The following is a 17,133-nucleotide window of genomic DNA, read 5'->3' as shown; positions in this document are numbered from 1 at the left end:
GCTTGCCGCCGACGAGCGCTCCCGGTTCCGTGGTTCTGCGGATCAGTTGAGGCCGACACCGACTCCGAGGCCGCCCGAGGAGTTGCCGACGCCCGCGCCGACCCCGACCCCGTCACCGCCGATGCCAACGCCTGCCGCTGCCCCCAGGCCGCCCGTGGCGTCGCCGAGTCCGGCACCAAGGCCGGCCCCGATGCCGCCGCTGCCGATGCCGGCACCGGCTCCGGCGCCAACGCCGCCCGTGCTGGCATTGCCCACCCCGGCGCCCACACCGGCGCCGATGCCGCCATTGCTGGCACTGGCCCCTGCGGCCGCGCCGACGCCGCTACCACCGGAACCGGCATTCGCGCCGGCTCCGACACCAAGACCGCCCGAGCCCAACCCGGCATTGGCTCCGGCATTGGCGCCGAGCCCGCCGCCATTGGCGCCCAGGCCGAGCCCGAGGCCGAGAATGCCCCCCGAGGTTCCGCCACCGGGGGAGCCGGGACCGCCGGGGGTGTTCGGATTGTTCGGGTTGCCGGGCGTGCCCGGGCCACCAGGGCTTCCCGGATTGACGCTCGAACCAGGCCCCGTCATCGCGCCGCGCGAACTCACCGTGGGGCTATAGGATGCGGCGAGCTTGAGGCATTTGCTCATGGCCGCTCCGCGCAGGCCGTCGCATCCATCGAACGAGGTATATTCAGCTACGCTGTTGCAAGCAGCGAGAAGTGTGCAGGCGCTCAACGCGCCGAGTATTCGCAGCCGCATGGCTCTCTCCTTGGCGGTTAGTCTACGCAGCCGAGAACAGGGCCCGTTGCTTTCGGGTTCCTTTGGAATGTTTCTGAAGGATATCGGGCGCTATACGTCGTCGTGATGATTTTATGATTATTCGATCTTTATCGCCTGTATCCGCTCCCGAGCGGTTGGACTCTTTGCCCTTGCCCTAATCCCGCCACCCGGTGCGCCTAGCTGCGTCTGCGGCGACGCCTGCCCGACCGAGTCCTGACAAGAGATGGCACGGGAAAGCCGGTATCCCGAATTGTCGTTTGTTCCGCCCTCTCATTCCCGTTAGCGAAGCAGGCATGTTCGCTCCGCTCTTCCGTTGGCTCGAAAGCCGAATCGACGTCTTCGCTCCGTTCGACGAGCGGGAGACGCCGCCGCGCGGCGTCTGGCCCTTCATGTGGCACCACATCAAGGGCGTGAAGGGCTGGATGGCCCTGATCATGCTGACCGGCCTCGGCTTCAGCGGCATCGAGGCGGCGATGTACCTGATGGTCGGCTGGTTCGTGGACCTGCTCTCGACGCAGTCGCCCGAGACGATCTTCCGCGATCATGGCTGGCTCCTGGCGGGCGCGGCCTTCCTGCTCGTCGTCGTCAGGCCGCTGATCTATTTCGCCAACCACGCCATCGTCGATCAGGTGGTGGTGCCGCAGATCACCAACCAGATCCGCTGGCGCAACCATGTCTACACGCTCGGTCACGCGCTGGGTTATTTCCAGAACGATTTCGCCGGGCGGCTGTCCGCCCGCGTCATCCAGGCCGGCCAGTCGATCCGCGGCGCGACGATCGAGGTGATCGACGATCTCTGGTACGCGCTGGTCTTCGCCACGGTCGCGATCGGCTTCTTCGGCAAGACGAGCCTGTGGCTGGCGCTGCCGGTGATCCTGTGGCTTTCGGCCTATGTCGCGCTGCTGATCTATTTCGTGCCGCGCGCGAAGCAGCGCTCGGAGGCGAATTCGCTGGGGCGCTCGACGACGACGGGTCGCATCGTCGATTCCTATACGAATATCCTGACGGTGAAGCTGTTCGCGCGGGCCGATGCCGAGCGCTCGGCTGTCCGCGACTCGTTGACGCGGTGGAACGCCTCCTTCCTCAACCTGTCGCGCCTGATCACCGGCGTCAGCGTCATCCTGCAGACGATGAACAGCCTGCTCGTGGTGGCGACGGCCTGGCTCGCGCTGCTGCTCTGGAGCCAGGGCGAGATGACGCCGGGTGCGGTCGCGGCCGCGATCGGGCTGGTGCTGCGGTTGGTGCAGATGTCGGGTTGGCTGATCCATCTCGTGCGCGGCATCTTCGAGAATATCGGCTCCGTGCAGGAGAGCATGGAGACGATCGCCAAGCCGCATGACCTGCCGGATGCGGCCGATGCCGTGCCGCTCGTCGTCGACAAGGGCGCGATCAGCTTCGACAAGATTCGCTTCAATTATGGCCGCGGACAGGGGCTGTTCGAGGGGCTCGACCTGCAGATCAGGCCGGGCGAGCGCGTGGGCCTCGTCGGCCCGTCAGGGGCCGGCAAGTCGACTCTGGTGAACCTGCTGCTGCGGCTCTATCCGCTCGAAGGCGGGCGCATCCTGATCGACGGGCAGGACATCGCCCATGTCACGCAGGATAGCTTGCGCGCCCAGATCGGCATGGTGACGCAGGATAATTCGCTGCTGCACCGCTCGATCGGCGACAATATCGCCTATGGCCGGATCGGTGCGAGCGAGGCCGAGATCGCGCTCGCGGCGCAGCAGGCCGAGGCGCATGACTTCATCCAGGGCCTCGGCGATCAGGATGGCCGCAAGGGCTTCGATTCGCGCGTCGGCGAGCGCGGCGTGAAGCTTTCGGGCGGGCAGCGACAGCGCATCGCGATTGCCCGCGTGCTGCTCAAGGACGCGCCGATTCTGATCCTCGACGAGGCGACCTCGGCGCTCGACTCGGAGGTCGAGGCGGCGATCCAGGAGCAACTCGCGGTGCTGATGCAGGGCAAGACCGTGATCGCGATCGCGCATCGGCTCTCGACCATCGCCGCGCTGGACCGGCTGATCGTGCTCGACGGCGGACGGATCGCCGATATCGGGAGCCATGACGAGCTGATCGCGCGGGGCGGGCTCTATGCCCGGCTTTGGGCGCGCCAGTCGGGTGGATTCCTGGCCGCTGCGGATCCGGAAAAGCTCGCCGTCTGACGCCTTCCACCGCCGCCTGTGCGCCATGCATAGCGGGGCGTTCGCGACAGTAGACTTCGTCCAATCTGCATGTCAAAGAGCCGAAGGTGACGCACCGCCGCATTGCGGCGGTCGCGGCGCGCCCCTAATGAGGGCGAGAGGCGATAATTTCGAGCTGTTCCAGCTCGCAAGACGTGTAAGAGGATTGGATCGTGGCTCACGCGACCGATACATCGACCGGAACTACCCGCCGCGATTTCCTGATGCTCGCGACCGGCGCCGCAGGCGCCGTAGGCGTCGGTGCCGTTGTCATCCCCCTGATCAGCCAGCTCGCGCCCGACGCGCAGACGGTCGCTGCCGGTGCCCCGGTCGATGTCGATCTGGCTCCGATCGCCGAAGGTCAGGCAATCAAGCTGTTCTGGCGCGGCAAGCCGATCTTCGTGCGCCATCGCACCAAGAAGGAGATCGAGGAGGCCAAGGCGGTCGATGTCGCCACGCTGCGCGACCCGCAGACGGATGCCCAGCGCACCAAGGCCGGCCACGAGCAGTTCCTCGTCATCTTCGGCAACTGCACCCATCTCGGCTGCATTCCGCTGGGCACCGCGCCCGGCGAATCGAAGGGCGACTACGACGGCTGGTTCTGCCCCTGCCACGGCTCGCACTACGATTCCTCCGGCCGCATCCGCAAGGGCCCGGCGCCGCTCAACCTGCCGGTGCCGCCCTACGCCTTCAACGGCGACACCAAGATCCGGATCGGCTGAGCAATGCGCTCGACGCTTTCCCGCCAAGATGAGACAGCCTTGAGGCATTCTTCATGAGTGGTCACAGTTCCTACGTCCCGAAGACCGGTATCGAGCGTTGGCTCGACGCGCGCCTGCCGATCATCCGCCTCGCGCATGACTCGGCAGTGTCCTATCCGGTCCCGCGCAACCTGAACTACCTGTGGACCTTCGGCGGCATCCTCGTGTTCATGCTGGTGGCGCAGATCATCACCGGCATCATCCTGGTGATGCACTACACGCCGCACGCGTCGATGGCCTTCAACTCCGTCGAGCACATCATGCGCGACGTGAACTACGGCTGGCTCTTGCGCTACCTGCACTCCAACGGCGCCTCGATGTTCTTCATCGCCGTCTACGTGCACATCTTCCGCGGGCTTTATTATGGCTCGTACAAGGCCCCGCGCGAGGTGCTCTGGATTCTGGGCGTCGTCATCTTCCTGCTGATGATGGCCACCGCCTTCATGGGCTACGTGCTGCCCTGGGGCCAGATGTCCTTCTGGGGCGCGACCGTCATCACCAACCTGTTCTCGGCGCTGCCGGTGATCGGCGAGACGATCGTCACCTATCTGTGGGGCGGCTACTCGGTCGACAACCCGACGCTGAACCGCTTCTTCTCGCTGCACTATCTGCTGCCGTTCATGATCTTCGGCGTCGTCGTGCTGCACATCTGGGCGCTGCATGTCGTCGGCCAGAACAACCCGACCGGCGTCGAGGTGAAGAACGTCCAGAAGGACACCGTGCCGTTCACGCCCTATGCGACCGTGAAGGACATCTTCGGCATGGTCGTGTTCATGATCCTGTTCTCCTGGTTCGTGTTCTACCAGCCGAACTTCATGGGCCATGCCGACAACTACATCCCGGCGAACCCGGCCTCGACCCCGGCGCATATCGTTCCCGAATGGTACTTCCTGCCGTTCTACGCGATCCTGCGTGCCATTCCCGACAAGCTCGGCGGCGTGCTCGCCATGGGCGCGGCCATCGTCGTGCTCGCCTTCCTGCCCTGGCTCGACACCTCCAAGGTCAAGTCGATGAGCTACCGGCCGATCGGGCGCCAGCTGTTCTGGGCCTTCGTCGTGGTCTGCATCGGCCTCGGCTATCTTGGCGCCATGCCGGCTGAGGGCGGCTACGTCATCGCCTCGCAGATCTTCACCGTGCTGTATTTCGGCTTCTTCGTGGCTCTCTTCGTCGTCGGCCTGTTCGAGCGGCCGAAGGCGCTGCCGACCTCGATCGCCGACGCCGTGCTCGCTTCCGCCAAGGGCGGGTCGGCGGCCAGCGTCGCGACCGCCACCGCTGCCGAACCGAGCGTCAAGGGCTGACGGAACCATGAGCAGAACATCGTTTCGTCTCGCCCTGACCGGGCTCGCCGCCGGCCTCTCGCTGGCGCTCGTCCAGCCGGCCGCGCAGGCCGCCGAGGCCGGCCCCAAGCCGCCGGCGCTCACTTGGTCGTTCTCTGGACCGTTCGGCAAGTTCGACCGGGCCCAGCTGCAGCGCGGCTTCAAGGTCTATAAGGAGGTCTGCGCGAGCTGCCATGGCGCGAGCCTCGTCGCCTTCCGCAACCTGTCGCAGCCCGGCGGCCCCGAGTTCACGCAGGGCCAGGTCGCTGCGCTCGCGGCGACCTACCAGATCAAGGATGGCCCGAACGAGGCCGGCGAGATGTTCGACCGGCCCGGCCGCCCGGCCGACCGCTTCCCCTCGCCGTTTGCGAACGAGCAGGCCGCTCGTGCGGCCCAGGGCGGCGCCTATCCGCCTGACTTCTCGGTGCTGGCCAAGGCGCGGACCTATACCCGCGGCTTCCCGACCTTCATCTTCGACATGTTCACGCAGTATCAGGAGCAGGGACCGGACTATATCCACGCCCTGCTGACCGGCTACGAGGACCCGCCGGCAGGCGTTACCCTGCTGCCGGGGCAGAACTACAACCGCTACATGCCAGGCCACCTGATCGCGATGCCGAAGCCGCTGGCGGACGGTCAGGTCGAGTATCCGAAGGGGCCGGATGGCAAGTCGCCGGTGCCGGAGACCGTCGACCAGTACTCCCGCGACGTCACCGCCTTCATGATGTGGATGGCGGAGCCGCATCTCGAGGCGCGCAAGCGCATCGGCCTGCAGGTGATGCTCTTCCTCGTGATCTTCGCGGGGCTGCTCTACTACACCAAGAAGAAGGTGTGGTCGCGCATGCCGGATGGCTCGGCGGCCCACTGATCCGGCTGGATATCATTCTGTAAAAGGCCCCGGCGACGGGGCCTTTTTCGTTATGACGCCCGTCATTCTCGGGCGAAGCGAAGCGTAGACCCGAGAATCTCGGACAGAAGGAAATCCCGGAACTTCCTCCGGCAGGAGATGCTCGGGTCAAGCCCGAGCATGACGGCATCCTGCCCCATCGTATTGCGACCGTCATCGAAAGATGGTCCCTTCCGCGCCGCAAGAGGGAATCGACCATGAGCGAAGCCGTTCTCGGAATCATCGGCGGATCGGGCATCTACGATCTGCCGGGCCTGACCGACCTGCGCGAGGAGCGTATCGAAAGCCCCTGGGGCGAGCCTTCGGACGTTCTGCGGATCGGTCGGATCGGCCAGACGAAGATCGTCTTCCTGCCGCGTCACGGCCGCGGCCATTCGATCCCGCCCTCCGAGATCAACTACCGCGCCAATATCGACGTGCTGAAGCGGGCGGGCGTGACCGATCTCGTATCGCTCTCGGCCTGCGGCTCCTACAAGGCCGAGCTCTATCCCGGCCTGTTCGTGCTGGTCGACCAGTTCGTCGATCGGACGAGCCGGCGCGAGAACTCCTTCTTCGGCAAGGGCTGCGTCGCCCATGTCTCGGTCGCCCATCCGGTCGGCCCCGCCCTGCAGGCGCGGATCGCGGAGGCGGCGCAAGCCGAGGAACTGCCCTTCGTGCGTGGCGGCACGCTGGTCACGATGGAAGGCCCGCAATTCTCGACCTATGCGGAATCCACGACCTATCGCGGGCTCGGCTACGACCTGATCGGCATGACCGCGATGCCCGAGGCCAAGCTCGCCCGCGAGGCCGAGATCACCTATGCGACCGTTGCGATGGTGACGGACTACGACTGCTGGCACGAATTGCACGGCGCCGTCGATGTCGCCTCGGTCATCGCCGTTCTGCATGAGAATGCCGACAAGGCGCGGCGCCTCGTGGCGCGGCTCGCCGCCGATTTCCCGGCGCAGCGCGAGCCATGCCCCGCCGGCTCCCACAACGCGCTCGACAACGCCATCGTGACGGCGGCGGCCTTCCGCGATCCGGCCCTGCTGGCGAAGCTCGATGCCGTCGCAGGACGGGTGCTCAAGGTGGCGTGATGACGGCGCCCTTGACGAAGCCGGCCCGGCGTCCGACCAAGGCGTCCGTCGATCCGTATGAGACGGTGCCCATGAACCTCGCCGACAGCATCCGCGCTATCCCGGATTATCCCCGGCCCGGTATCGTCTTTCGCGACATCACCACGCTGCTCGGCGATGCGCGGGCCTTCCGTCGCGCGGTGGACGAGCTGGTGCAGCCCTTCGCGGGCTTGAAGATCGCCAAGATCGCGGGGATCGAGGCGCGCGGCTTCATCCTGGGCGGGGCGGTGGCGCATCAGCTCTCGGCCGGCTTCATTCCGGTGCGCAAGAAGGGCAAGCTGCCTCTCGAGACGCTGCGCGCGACCTATGCGCTCGAATACGGCACCGACGAGATCGAGATCCATCGCGACGCGGTGCAGCCGGGCGAGCGCGTCCTGCTGGTCGACGACCTCGTCGCGACCGGCGGCACGGCGGAGGCGGCGGTCAACCTGCTCGCCGGCTTGGGTGCCGAGGTCGTGGCGGCCTGTTTCATCGTCGACCTGCCCGAGCTCGGCGGCGCCGACAAGATCCGGCGGCTCGGCGTGCCTGTGCGGACGCTGGTCTCCTTCGCGGGCGACTGAACGGTCATGAAGATCAACGGCCAGCATTACCGGACGATCTGGCTCGCGCAGGATGGCTGGCGCGTCGTGGTGATCGACCAGACGCGTTTGCCCTTCCGCTTCGAGACGGTGGCGCTGGGCACGGCCGAGCAGGCGGCGGATGCGATCCGCAGCATGGTCGTGCGCGGCGCGCCACTGATCGGCGCTACGGCGGCTTATGGCGTCGCGCTTGCCATGCGGACCGATGCCTCAGACGCGGCGCTGGAGGCTGCACTCGCGCTGCTTGGCGCGACCCGCCCGACCGCGGTCAATCTGCACTGGGCGCTGGCACGGATGCGCGGCGCCCTGGCTTCACTGTCTATGGAGGCGCGTGCCGAGGCGGCCTATGCCGAGGCCGCTGCCATCTGCGACGAGGATGTTGCGCTGTGCCGCTCGATCGGCGAGCACGGCCTGCCCTTGATCGCGGAGATCGCGGCGCGGAAACCCGTCGGCGCGCCGGTCAATATCCTTACCCATTGCAATGCTGGCTGGATTGCCACGGTCGACTGGGGCACGGCGCTGGCTCCGATCTACCTCGCCCACGATGCCGGCATCCCCGTCCATGTCTGGGTCGACGAGACCAGGCCGCGCAACCAGGGCGCGGCGCTGACGGCCTATGAGCTCGGCGCTCATGGCGTGCCGCATACCGTGATTACCGACAATGCCGGCGGCCACCTGATGCAGCGCGGGCAGGTCGACATGGTGATCGTCGGCACCGACCGGACCACGGCTTCCGGCGATGTCGCCAACAAGATCGGGACCTATCTCAAGGCGCTCGCCGCGCATGACAACGGCGTGCCGTTCTATGTGGCGCTGCCCTCGCCGACGATCGACTGGAGCATCCGCGACGGCCTCGCCGATATCCCGATCGAGGAGCGCGCGGCGCGGGAGGTGACGCATCTCTCGGGGCTCGCAGATGACGGCGAGGTCAGGACCGTGCGCGTCGTTGCGCCGGGCAGCGGTGCGGCCAACCCCGCTTTCGACGTGACGCCGGCGCGGCTCGTCACGGGGCTGATCACCGAGCGCGGTGTCTGCGCGGCCAGTCCTGACGGCCTCGCGCAGCTCTTTCCCGATCTGGCGTACAGGGACAGGACATGACCGAGCAGGAACTGCGGCAGGAGATCGTCGCGGTCGCGCAGGCGATCGACCGGGCGGGCTTCTGCCCGTCGAAATCGGGCAATGTCTCCGCGCGTTTCGGCGACGGCCTTTTGATCACGCCCTCGGGCCTGCCCTATGCGCAGACGAAGCCGGAAGACCTGATCCATCTCGGGCTCGACGGCACGGTGCTCGGCGGCAGCCGCAAGCCGTCCTCGGAATGGCCCTTCCATGTCGCGATCTACAAGGCGCGCCCGGATGCGCAGGCGATCGTGCATACCCATTCGCCGCGTGCCACGGCGCTCTCCTGCACGCGGCGCGGCATCCCGGCCTTCCATTACATGATCGCGCTCTGCGGCGGCGCCGATGTCCGTTGCGCCGAGTACGCCACCTTCGGCACGCCGGAGCTTGCGGAGAACACGGTGAAGGCGCTGGAGGGGCGTAAGGCCGTGCTGCTCGCCAACCATGGCGTGATCGCGCTAGGCCAGACGCTCGCGGGTGCTCATACCATCGTCGCGGAGGTCGAGAACCTCGCCGGGCAGTATCTCGATATCCTGGCGGCGGGGATCGCGCCGGTCATCCTCGATGCGGCCGAGATGGAGCGCGTCGGCGCCAAATTCGCGGGTTACGGCAAGGTCGGTTGAGCTGGCCCCAATCGTCTTACGCTCCGTTAAATACTACCACCATAGGGTGGCGCATGATCGTTTCGCGCTACCTGCACGAGTCATTCGATGTGCTGTCGGTCGGCGTCTGCGAGTACGATGCCGAGCATCGTGCCGTGGGCTGGAATCGCACGTTCCTGCATTTCTTCCCTGAAGACGACGGGCTGATCTACCCCGGCGAGCCCTATATCGAGAACCTCCGGCGCTTCTACACGCTCAGGCTCGCGCCCGAGGAGATGCACGATATCGATCGCTACATCGCCGAGGGCATGGCGCGGCACGAGAACCAGACGCAGGCCTTCGAATTCCTGCATAACGGCCGGCGCTTACGCGCGACCTCGCTGCTGGCGCCCTGCGGCGGGCGGGTGCGGATGTGGCAGATGCTGGAGGCGCCAAGCCGGACCGGTGCCGTGACCGACGCGCTGCTGCCCGCTTTCGAGGCGCTGCGCTTCATTCCCGATGGCGCCATGCTCCTCGATAGCGAGGATCGGATCATCGCCACCAACGACGCCTTCCGCGACCTCTACGATATCCCGGCCGACACGCTGGTCGTCGGCTTGAAGTTCGACGAGATCGTCAGCGAGTGCTGGCGCGGCGTCTCGGCCGTTGCGGGCCTGCGTGCCAGCATCCTCAACGGCCTGCGCTATGACGGCGCGCCCTTCGAGATCGAATTGCCCGGCCAACGCTGGCGGCGCGTCGTCGCCCGGCACACGCTGGAGGGCTTGAGCTGCTTCATCCACGCCGACACGACGGCGGCGAAGCGCCAGCAGGCCGCGTTGATCAGCGCGCAGGATGCCTTGCGCGAGGCCAATGCCGAGCTGGTCAAGCTCGCGCAGACGGATGGTCTCACCGGTCTCGCCAATCGCCGCCGCTTCATCGAGTGTCTCGCCAGCGAAGCGGCGCGCCCGCAGTCGCTGGCGCTGCTGATCGTCGATGTCGATCACTTCAAGGCGATCAACGACCAGTTCGGCCATGTCGCCGGCGATACCTGCCTGCGCTTGGTGGCGCAGATCATCGCCGGCCCGCCGACCGGTGCGGCCCGCCTTGTCGCGCGGCTCGGCGGCGAGGAGTTCGGCGTCCTGATCGCGGATGCGACACAGGGCGAGGCGATGGCGGTCGCGGAGGCGATCCGGCAGGCGCTGGCGCAGGCGCCCTGGCGGGCGGTCGATGCGCAATTGCAGGCTGCGACGGTGTCGATCGGGCTCTGCTGCGGCCACGGGCCGCTCGATGGCGACGCGCTCTATGCCCATGCCGACGCGGCGCTCTATGCCGCCAAGCGCAATGGCCGCGACCGGATCGAGACTTCGCCTCTCTCCGCGGCGGCTGGTCTTAAAGCGGGCTGATCTCAGGCCGGCTTGCGCTCGACGAAAACGCAGCCGTCGAAGCTGAAGACCTCTTCGCCGTGCTGGTTCGTGCCGGTGTTGCGGTGGAAGAACAGGCCCCATTGCGGACGCGAGGCGCTTTCGCGCTTGTCGATCACCTTGGAGCGATAGGTGATCCGGTCCCCGGCGAAGACCGGCTTGGTCCAGCGCAGGTTCCTGAAGCCGGGGGAGGGGCCGAGGCGTGCGGGGCGGTCCGGCGCCGCCGCGAGCTGGTTCTTGCGATGCTGGACCATGCAGGCCATCCAGACGGCCGCCGTGTGCCAGCCGGAGGCCGCGAGCCTCCCGAAGGAGCTGTTGCGCGCCGCCGCCTCATCCATATGGAAGGGCTGCGGATCGAAGCTGCGGGCGAAGGCGACGATCTCCTCGGGCGTGAAGACGAAGCTGCCGAGCTCGTGGCTGTCGCCGACCGAAAGCTCCTCGAAGAAACGCGGCGGCTCCGGTGGCGCGGCGGGGGCTTCCAGCGGGCTTTCGACGGCCGGGCGCTCGTAGATCGGCGCATGGTCGAGCCAGGGGCCGGCCGGGTGCGTGCCGATGCCGGAGCCCTTGCGACCGAACATGATCCAGTTGGTCTGTTCGAGGATCGGCTCGTCGCGCTGGTTCAGCAGTTCGAGCTTGAAGCGCACCAGGCCCATCTCGGGGCGCGAGCGCGAGGCCTTGCTCTCCAGCACGGTGCGGCGGGCGCTGACGCTGTCGCCGGGGAGGAGGGGGCGCAGCCATTTCACCTCCTCGATGCCCGGCGCACCCATGCTGGCGGCGTCGAGCAGGAAATCCTCCGCCATCAGGCGCATCAGCAGGGAGCAGCTATGCCAGCCCGAGCCGATCAGGCGGCCGACGAAGCTCGTCTTGGCGGCTTCGGGGTCGACATGGAAATCCTGCGCGTCATAGCGCGAGGCGAAGGCGACGATATCGTCCTGCGAGACGCCGAGGCTGCGCGAACGTGCGCTCTGGCCCGGGACGAAATCCTCGAAATACGACATCGCCGGCTTTCTCAGTTCGCGAAGCGGAAATGCAGCACGTCACCATCGGCGACGACATAGTCCTTGCCTTCGAGCCGGAACTTCCCGGCCTCGCGCGCGCCGGACTCACCCTTGTTGGCGATGTAGTCCTCGTAGGCGATGGTCTCGGCGCGGATATAGCCCTTCTCGAAATCGGTATGGATCACGCCTGCGGCTTGCGGCCCCTTGGTGCCCTTCTCGATCGTCCAGGCGCGGGCTTCCTTCGGGCCGACCGTGAAATAGGTGACGAGATGGAGCAAGGCGTAGCCGGCGCGGATCACGCGGTTCAGGCCGGGCTCGTCGAGGCCGACGGCCTCCAGATAATCCTTCTGGTCGGCGGTCGGGAGCACGGCGATCTCGCTCTCGATCTTTGCCGAGACCACGACAGCGACGGCATTTTCTTCCGCCGCGCGGGCCTTCACCTGTTCGGAGAAGGCATTGCCCTTGTCGGCGGCGGCTTCCTCGACATTGCAGACATAGAGTACGGGCTTGGAGGAGAGCAGGCCGAGCGTCTCGAAGGTCCTGCGCTCGTCGGCGGCGACCTGGACGAGGCGGGCAGGCTTGCCCTCGCGCAGCAGGGCGAGGCAGCGGTTCATCAGATCCGCGAGTTCCTTGGCCTCCTTGTCACCGGTTTTTGCCTTCTTCTCAAGCGGCAGGACGCGCTTCTCGAGGCTTTCGAGATCGGCCAGCATCAGCTCGGTCTCGATGATCTCGATGTCGTTGATCGGGGCGACCTTGCCCTCGACATGGGTGATGTCGCCATCCTCGAAGCAGCGCACGACATGGGCGATGGCGTCGCATTCGCGGATATTGGCGAGGAACTGGTTGCCGAGGCCCTCGCCGCGCGAGGCGCCGCGCACGAGGCCGGCGATGTCGACGAAGGTCAATCGCGTCGGGATGATCTCCTTGGAGCCGGCGATGGCGGCGAGCTTCTCCAGCCGTTCGTCGGGCACGGCGACGTCACCGACATTCGGCTCGATCGTGCAGAACGGGTAGTTCGCAGCCTGGGCCGCGGCCGTCTGCGTCAGCGCGTTGAAGAGGGTCGACTTGCCGACATTCGGCAGGCCGACGATACCGCATTTGAAACCCATGGATCGCCTGTTCCGTTGCCCGTGGCGGGTAGCTGCCGCCGGGCGTGAAGCTTTGAAAGTTGCGGCCTTATTGGGGGGCTTGCGCGATAAAGACAAGTGCCGCGCGCCTTATGGCGGCCGTGTGCCTCACGCGAACGTGCATGGCGGCTGGACGGGGGCAGGTGCTGGATCGGGCGGGTTGCCTGCCCGCATCGTTCGGAGCCTCGCCATGAACCGCATTCGCCTCGCGCTCGCCCTGTCGGTCTTTGCTCTCGTCGGCGGTATGGCCGCCGCTCAGGCACCGGGAACGCGGTTGCGCGGCACGGTCGAGCGCATGGAAGGAGCGACTCTGGAGCTGAAGGCCGCGGACGGCCGGGAGATCAAGGTCGCGCTGGCGCCGGGCTTCTCCGTCGGCGGCATGGTCGCGGCGAAGACCTCGGATATCGCCAAGGGCAGTTTCATCGGCGTCGGCGCGAAACCTCAGGCTGACGGCACGCTGCTCGCCGTACAGGTCGTGATCTTCCCGGAGGCGATGCGCGGCACGGGCGAGGGGCACCGGCCCTGGGGCGTGCTGCCCGATGCGACGATGACCAATGCGACGGTGGCGGAGACGGTCTCGCGGGTCGACGGCGCCAATCTCGTGCTGAGCTATCCGGGCGGCGAGCAGAAGGTCGCGATCACGCCGGAAGCGACGATCCTGATGGCGGCGCCTGCCGAGGCGAGCGAACTCAAGCCCGGCGCGCAGGTCGCGATGACGGCGAGCCGGCAGGCCGATGGCAGCTACAGCACGAGCCGCGTCACGGTGGCGAAGGCGGGAGCGAAGCTGCCGTTATAGCTCTGGAACCACCGGTGTCATCCCGGGCTTGACCCGAGATCCATTCCGGAGCGCTTCCGATCAAAGCTCAAGCATGGATCCCGGATCTCCGCTGCGCTCCGTCCGGGATGACCCACGTTTTCTTATCAGGGAAAATCAGTCGTCGCTCTTTTCGCCGAGGCGCTTCACGGCGGCGTGGCCGCGCGCATCCATGAAGAGATGGACCTTGTTCTGGAAGCCGGTGTCGTCATGGGCCGCGAGCAGGGCGGCGTGGTCGGCGCAGGCCGTGCAGAGGTCATCGACCCAGGGCTGCTCCGGCTTGCCGAAATCGTTGAGCACATAGGCGTGGACCAGCGCCTTGTCGCCGGGATGGCCGATGCCCATCCGCACGCGGCGATAGTCGTTGCCGATGGCCGCCGTGGTCGAGCGCAGGCCGTTATGGCCGGCATTGCCGCCGCCGAGCTTCACGCGCAGCTTGGCGGGTGCGAGGTCGAGCTCGTCATGGAAGACGACGACATCGGCGGGCGCGATCTTGAAGAAGCGCGCGGCCTCGCCGATCGAACGGCCCGACTCGTTCATGTAGGTCTGCGGCTTGAGCAGGATGACCTTCTCAGTGCCGATCGTCGCCTCGCAAGCCTCGGCCTGGAAGCGGGCGCGCCAGGGCGAGGCGCGATGCAGGCGCGCGATCTCGTCGACGGCCATGAAGCCGATATTGTGCCGGTTGCGGGCATAGCGCGCGCCGGGATTGCCGAGGCCGGCGAAGATCAGCATGGCGGGACTCCGGCAGGCTTATCGATACATAGCAAAACGGCCGGGCTGACCCGGCCGTCTCGTGAGCGTTCCAGACGGAAGCGGCGCCGGCTGGCGCCGTTTCATCAGGCCTTGGCTTCGGTCGAAGCTTCGGCAGCGTCGGCGGCCGGCTCGGCCTCGACGGTCGGCGCGGAGACCGTGACGATCGTGGCGTCAGCGCCGACCGAGAGCTTGGCGCCGGCCGGGAGCTTGATCGCGTCGGCATGGACGGAGTCGCCGATGTTCAGACCGGCGACCGAAACGTCGATCGACTCCGGAATGCTGTCGGGCTCGACGGTGACGTCGAGCGCGTGCTCGACGATCTGGACGAGGCCGCCGGCCTTGACGCCCGGGCTCTTATCCTGACCGACGACGTGCACCGGAACCTGGACCGTGACGGTCTGGCCCTTGGCGACGCGCAGGAAGTCGACATGGATCGGGAAATCCTTGACCGGGTCGAGCTGGTAATCGCGCGGAATGACGCGCTGCTTCTTACCGGCGACGGTGATCTCGAAGATCGTGGTCAGGAAGTGGCCGCCGAAAATCAGCTGGCGGGTCTTGTTGGCGTCGAGCGCGATGGCTTCGGGAGCAGCGCCCCCACCATAGATCACGGCAGGCGTCTGGCCCTGGCGGCGAACAGCACGAGCGGCCCCCTTGCCGACCTGTGCGCGCGCCGAAGCCTCGATTTGCTTCACGGCGGTCATGTTGGATGTCCTTGACTTGTAAATGACAAGGCCGCCTCGTGGCGGCCATTGGGCTGGTGCGTTCAGAGCCTCCAAGGGTGTCAGCCGAACGCAGGGGTGCTCATAGGCGAAAATCGCCGCGATCTCAAGCCCGGCTCAGGCTGCGTTCGCGACCTTGCCTTCGGCGGGGGGCGTCGCCTGCGCCGGCTGGGCGAAGCGCAGCAGCCATTCGCGGATGACCGAGGCCGGAACCGGTGGCGAATACAGATAGCCCTGGCCGAGGAGGCAGCCCAATTCGGTGAGTCGCTCGGCCTGTGCCTGTCGCTCGATGCCCTCGGCGACGATCTTCATGCCGAGGCGACGGGTCATCGTCAGCAGCGCCTCGATGATGATCTCGCTGCGGGCGCCGCTATCGATCGAGCCGACGAAGGAGCGATCGATCTTGATGATGTCGATCGGGAAATCGAGCAGATGGGTGAGCGAGGCGAAGCCAGTGCCGAAATCGTCGAGCGCGACCGGCGAACCGCAGGCGCGCAAAGCCTCCATGGTGCGCGCGACGCCGTCCTTGCGGCCGCCCATGAAGACCTGCTCGGTGACCTCGACCACGAGGTGCTGCATCGGGACGCCGGCCTTCTCCAGGATGCGGTTGGCGCGCTGCACCAGGTCGCCCTTCTGGAAGTCGGCCGAGGTGACATTGACCGCGACATGCTGGAAATTGAGGCCGCTCGCCCGCCACTCCGCCATGTCGGCGGCAACTGCCGTCAGCATCTGGGTGGTCGTGCGGTGGGCGATCTTGGGGTCGCGGAGCGCGTCCTGGAATTCACCGGCGGTGACGATGCGGCCATCGTCGAGACGCATCCGGGCGAGGGCCTCGACGCCGACGACCTCGGTCGTGTCGAGGCGGATGACCGGCTGGTAATAGGGAATGATGCGTTCATCGCCGAGTGCGCCATCGACGTCGCGGCGCACGCGGATGCGCTGCATCATCGCGCTGCGCAGGCGCCTGCGGAAGCGGACATAGCGCCCGCGCCGGGTTTCCTTGGCGTGGTAGAGCGCGAGATCGGCATTCTGCCGCAGCGTGACGCTGTCGAGCCCGTCTTCGCCGGCGATGGCGCCGCCGATGGTGATGCTCGGAACGACGCTGTGGCCGTCATGGTCGAGGGGGAGAGCCATCGCGGCCGTGGCGGCCGAGGCGAGGGAGCGCATCCGCGCCGGCCCCTCGCAATCCGGGATCAGGACGGCGAATTCGTCGCCGCCGATCCGGCAGGTCAGGCAGCCGGCGAGCGCCGTGCCGAGCCGCGCGCCGACCTCGGCGATCAGGGCGTCTCCGGCGGCGTGGCCGAGCGTATCGTTGACCAGCTTGAGATGGTCGATGTCGATCAGCATCAGCCCGTAGCGGCGGCCGGCGGCGCTCATCTCGGCAATGGCGCCGTTGAACTGGCTGCGGTTCGGCAGGCCGGTCAGCGTGTCGAAATAGGCGTGGCGGTGATTACGGGTGCGGACCTCGTCATGCTCGATGGCGATGGCGCAGAGATGGACGCAGGTCGCGACGATCTGGCGTTCGAGCAACTGGGCGCGACGGGGGCGGTTGAAATAGAAGGCGAAGGCGCCGACGACGCGGCCGTCACGGGCCTTGATCGGCGTCGACCAGCAGGCGCGCAGGCCGAGCGGCAGGGCAAGCCCGGTATAGGGCGCCCAGAGCGGATCGGTGGCGATATCGGTGACTTCGACGGGCTCCCCGCGGAAGACCGCGGTTCCGCAGGAGCCGACATTGGGTCCAACAGGCAATCCCTTGATGCAACTCACATAATGGGACGGCAGGCTGGGAGAGGCGAGGGGCTGCAGACAACCCTGGTCGTCGACGGTGACGACGGAGCAGATCACGCCGGGCGAGATCGCCTCGGCACGATGGCACAGCCGCTCCATGCAGGCGACCAGGGGTTCGCCGCGCGCGATATCTTCAAGAATATCGTTCTGAAGAGCCTGCAGGCGGCCCGAAGGTCTGATCACGGATTATCCGACTG

Annotated in this window: 16 protein-coding genes; 10 read left to right on the top strand and 6 right to left on the bottom strand. The window is 66.9% G+C overall.

All coding sequences use genetic code 11. The features are described 5' to 3' along the window. Positions 1 to 42: 42 nt before the first annotated feature. Positions 43 to 633, bottom strand: a complete 591-nt coding sequence (locus tag AC3WMA_RS07880) for a hypothetical protein (protein WP_492284850.1) — start codon at positions 631 to 633, stop codon at positions 43 to 45. A gap of 425 nt (positions 634 to 1,058) precedes the next feature. Here AC3WMA_RS07880 and AC3WMA_RS07875 point away from each other — a divergent pair, with 425 nt between their 5' ends. The 9 genes from AC3WMA_RS07875 to AC3WMA_RS07835 all read left to right on the top strand — a co-directional run bounded on the left by AC3WMA_RS07875 (position 1,059) and on the right by AC3WMA_RS07835 (position 10,719). Next, complete coding sequence (locus AC3WMA_RS07875; RefSeq protein ID WP_492284849.1) at positions 1,059 to 2,924, top strand: ABC transporter ATP-binding protein; 1,866 nt, start codon at positions 1,059 to 1,061, stop codon at positions 2,922 to 2,924. Between the two features lie 191 nt (positions 2,925 to 3,115). Beyond that, complete coding sequence (petA, locus tag AC3WMA_RS07870) at positions 3,116 to 3,664, top strand: ubiquinol-cytochrome c reductase iron-sulfur subunit (protein ID WP_492284848.1); 549 nt, start codon at positions 3,116 to 3,118, stop codon at positions 3,662 to 3,664. 53 nt (positions 3,665 to 3,717) lie between these two features. Continuing rightward, positions 3,718 to 5,001 carry a cytochrome b gene (locus tag AC3WMA_RS07865; RefSeq protein WP_492284847.1) on the top strand — a complete coding sequence of 428 codons (1,284 nt, stop codon included), beginning with the start codon at positions 3,718 to 3,720 and terminating at the stop codon, positions 4,999 to 5,001. 7 nt (positions 5,002 to 5,008) lie between these two features. Next, the gene (locus AC3WMA_RS07860; protein ID WP_492284846.1) at positions 5,009 to 5,887 is read left to right on the top strand and encodes a cytochrome c1; all 879 of its coding nucleotides are present in this window, start codon (positions 5,009 to 5,011) and stop codon (positions 5,885 to 5,887) included. A gap of 236 nt (positions 5,888 to 6,123) precedes the next feature. Beyond that, complete coding sequence (locus AC3WMA_RS07855) at positions 6,124 to 7,002, top strand: S-methyl-5'-thioadenosine phosphorylase (RefSeq protein WP_492284845.1); 879 nt, start codon at positions 6,124 to 6,126, stop codon at positions 7,000 to 7,002. A gap of 71 nt (positions 7,003 to 7,073) precedes the next feature. Next, positions 7,074 to 7,601: an adenine phosphoribosyltransferase gene (locus AC3WMA_RS07850; RefSeq protein ID WP_257731306.1), complete on the top strand. Its 528-nt coding sequence runs from the start codon at positions 7,074 to 7,076 to the stop codon at positions 7,599 to 7,601. Between the two features lie 6 nt (positions 7,602 to 7,607). Beyond that, positions 7,608 to 8,717 carry an S-methyl-5-thioribose-1-phosphate isomerase gene (gene mtnA / locus AC3WMA_RS07845; protein WP_492284844.1) on the top strand — a complete coding sequence of 370 codons (1,110 nt, stop codon included), beginning with the start codon at positions 7,608 to 7,610 and terminating at the stop codon, positions 8,715 to 8,717. Continuing rightward, entirely contained in the window at positions 8,714 to 9,358 is a 645-nt protein-coding gene (locus AC3WMA_RS07840) for a class II aldolase/adducin family protein (RefSeq protein WP_492284843.1), read from the top strand. Before mtnA ends, AC3WMA_RS07840 begins: the two co-directional genes overlap by 4 nt. A gap of 53 nt (positions 9,359 to 9,411) precedes the next feature. Continuing rightward, positions 9,412 to 10,719, top strand: a complete 1,308-nt coding sequence (locus AC3WMA_RS07835) for a sensor domain-containing diguanylate cyclase (protein ID WP_492284842.1) — start codon at positions 9,412 to 9,414, stop codon at positions 10,717 to 10,719. A 2-nt stretch (positions 10,720 to 10,721) separates the two neighbouring features. Here the strand turns inward: AC3WMA_RS07835 and AC3WMA_RS07830 are convergent, their stop codons facing one another. Both AC3WMA_RS07830 and ychF read right to left on the bottom strand, forming a co-directional pair. Beyond that, positions 10,722 to 11,735 carry a MaoC family dehydratase gene (locus AC3WMA_RS07830; RefSeq protein ID WP_492284841.1) on the bottom strand — a complete coding sequence of 338 codons (1,014 nt, stop codon included), beginning with the start codon at positions 11,733 to 11,735 and terminating at the stop codon, positions 10,722 to 10,724. Between the two features lie 11 nt (positions 11,736 to 11,746). Next, positions 11,747 to 12,844: a redox-regulated ATPase YchF gene (ychF, locus tag AC3WMA_RS07825; RefSeq protein WP_492284840.1), complete on the bottom strand. Its 1,098-nt coding sequence runs from the start codon at positions 12,842 to 12,844 to the stop codon at positions 11,747 to 11,749. A 208-nt stretch (positions 12,845 to 13,052) separates the two neighbouring features. Here ychF and AC3WMA_RS07820 point away from each other — a divergent pair, with 208 nt between their 5' ends. Continuing rightward, a complete protein-coding gene (locus AC3WMA_RS07820) occupies positions 13,053 to 13,658 on the top strand; it encodes a hypothetical protein (protein ID WP_492284839.1) in 606 nt (201 codons plus the stop codon). 135 nt (positions 13,659 to 13,793) lie between these two features. Here the strand turns inward: AC3WMA_RS07820 and pth are convergent, their stop codons facing one another. The 3 genes from pth to AC3WMA_RS07805 all read right to left on the bottom strand — a co-directional run bounded on the left by pth (position 13,794) and on the right by AC3WMA_RS07805 (position 17,119). Then, complete coding sequence (gene pth, locus AC3WMA_RS07815) at positions 13,794 to 14,408, bottom strand: aminoacyl-tRNA hydrolase (RefSeq protein WP_492284838.1); 615 nt, start codon at positions 14,406 to 14,408, stop codon at positions 13,794 to 13,796. Positions 14,409 to 14,512: 104 nt separating this feature from the next. Further along, positions 14,513 to 15,130 carry a 50S ribosomal protein L25/general stress protein Ctc gene (locus AC3WMA_RS07810; protein ID WP_492284837.1) on the bottom strand — a complete coding sequence of 206 codons (618 nt, stop codon included), beginning with the start codon at positions 15,128 to 15,130 and terminating at the stop codon, positions 14,513 to 14,515. Positions 15,131 to 15,265: 135 nt separating this feature from the next. Further along, positions 15,266 to 17,119, bottom strand: a complete 1,854-nt coding sequence (locus AC3WMA_RS07805; protein WP_492284836.1) for a putative bifunctional diguanylate cyclase/phosphodiesterase — start codon at positions 17,117 to 17,119, stop codon at positions 15,266 to 15,268. Positions 17,120 to 17,133 lie beyond the last annotated feature (14 nt).

It is taken from the genome of Allobosea sp. FW305-C-101 (assembly GCF_058783685.1).
Note: the sequence above shows the minus strand (reverse complement) of the source record. Positions and strands in the feature narration are given on the sequence as shown.

Coding starts and splice junctions, on each gene's coding strand:
- AC3WMA_RS07880 (WP_492284850.1), bottom strand. CDS start 633: ATGAGCAAATGCCTCAAGCTCGCCGCATCCTATAGCCCCACGGTGAGT.
- AC3WMA_RS07875 (WP_492284849.1), top strand. CDS start 1,059: ATGTTCGCTCCGCTCTTCCGTTGGCTCGAAAGCCGAATCGACGTCTTC.
- AC3WMA_RS07865 (WP_492284847.1), top strand. CDS start 3,718: ATGAGTGGTCACAGTTCCTACGTCCCGAAGACCGGTATCGAGCGTTGG.
- AC3WMA_RS07860 (WP_492284846.1), top strand. CDS start 5,009: ATGAGCAGAACATCGTTTCGTCTCGCCCTGACCGGGCTCGCCGCCGGC.
- AC3WMA_RS07855 (WP_492284845.1), top strand. CDS start 6,124: ATGAGCGAAGCCGTTCTCGGAATCATCGGCGGATCGGGCATCTACGAT.
- AC3WMA_RS07850 (WP_257731306.1), top strand. CDS start 7,074: ATGAACCTCGCCGACAGCATCCGCGCTATCCCGGATTATCCCCGGCCC.
- mtnA (WP_492284844.1), top strand. CDS start 7,608: ATGAAGATCAACGGCCAGCATTACCGGACGATCTGGCTCGCGCAGGAT.
- AC3WMA_RS07840 (WP_492284843.1), top strand. CDS start 8,714: ATGACCGAGCAGGAACTGCGGCAGGAGATCGTCGCGGTCGCGCAGGCG.
- AC3WMA_RS07835 (WP_492284842.1), top strand. CDS start 9,412: ATGATCGTTTCGCGCTACCTGCACGAGTCATTCGATGTGCTGTCGGTC.
- AC3WMA_RS07830 (WP_492284841.1), bottom strand. CDS start 11,735: ATGTCGTATTTCGAGGATTTCGTCCCGGGCCAGAGCGCACGTTCGCGC.
- ychF (WP_492284840.1), bottom strand. CDS start 12,844: ATGGGTTTCAAATGCGGTATCGTCGGCCTGCCGAATGTCGGCAAGTCG.
- AC3WMA_RS07820 (WP_492284839.1), top strand. CDS start 13,053: ATGAACCGCATTCGCCTCGCGCTCGCCCTGTCGGTCTTTGCTCTCGTC.
- pth (WP_492284838.1), bottom strand. CDS start 14,408: ATGCTGATCTTCGCCGGCCTCGGCAATCCCGGCGCGCGCTATGCCCGC.
- AC3WMA_RS07810 (WP_492284837.1), bottom strand. CDS start 15,130: ATGACCGCCGTGAAGCAAATCGAGGCTTCGGCGCGCGCACAGGTCGGC.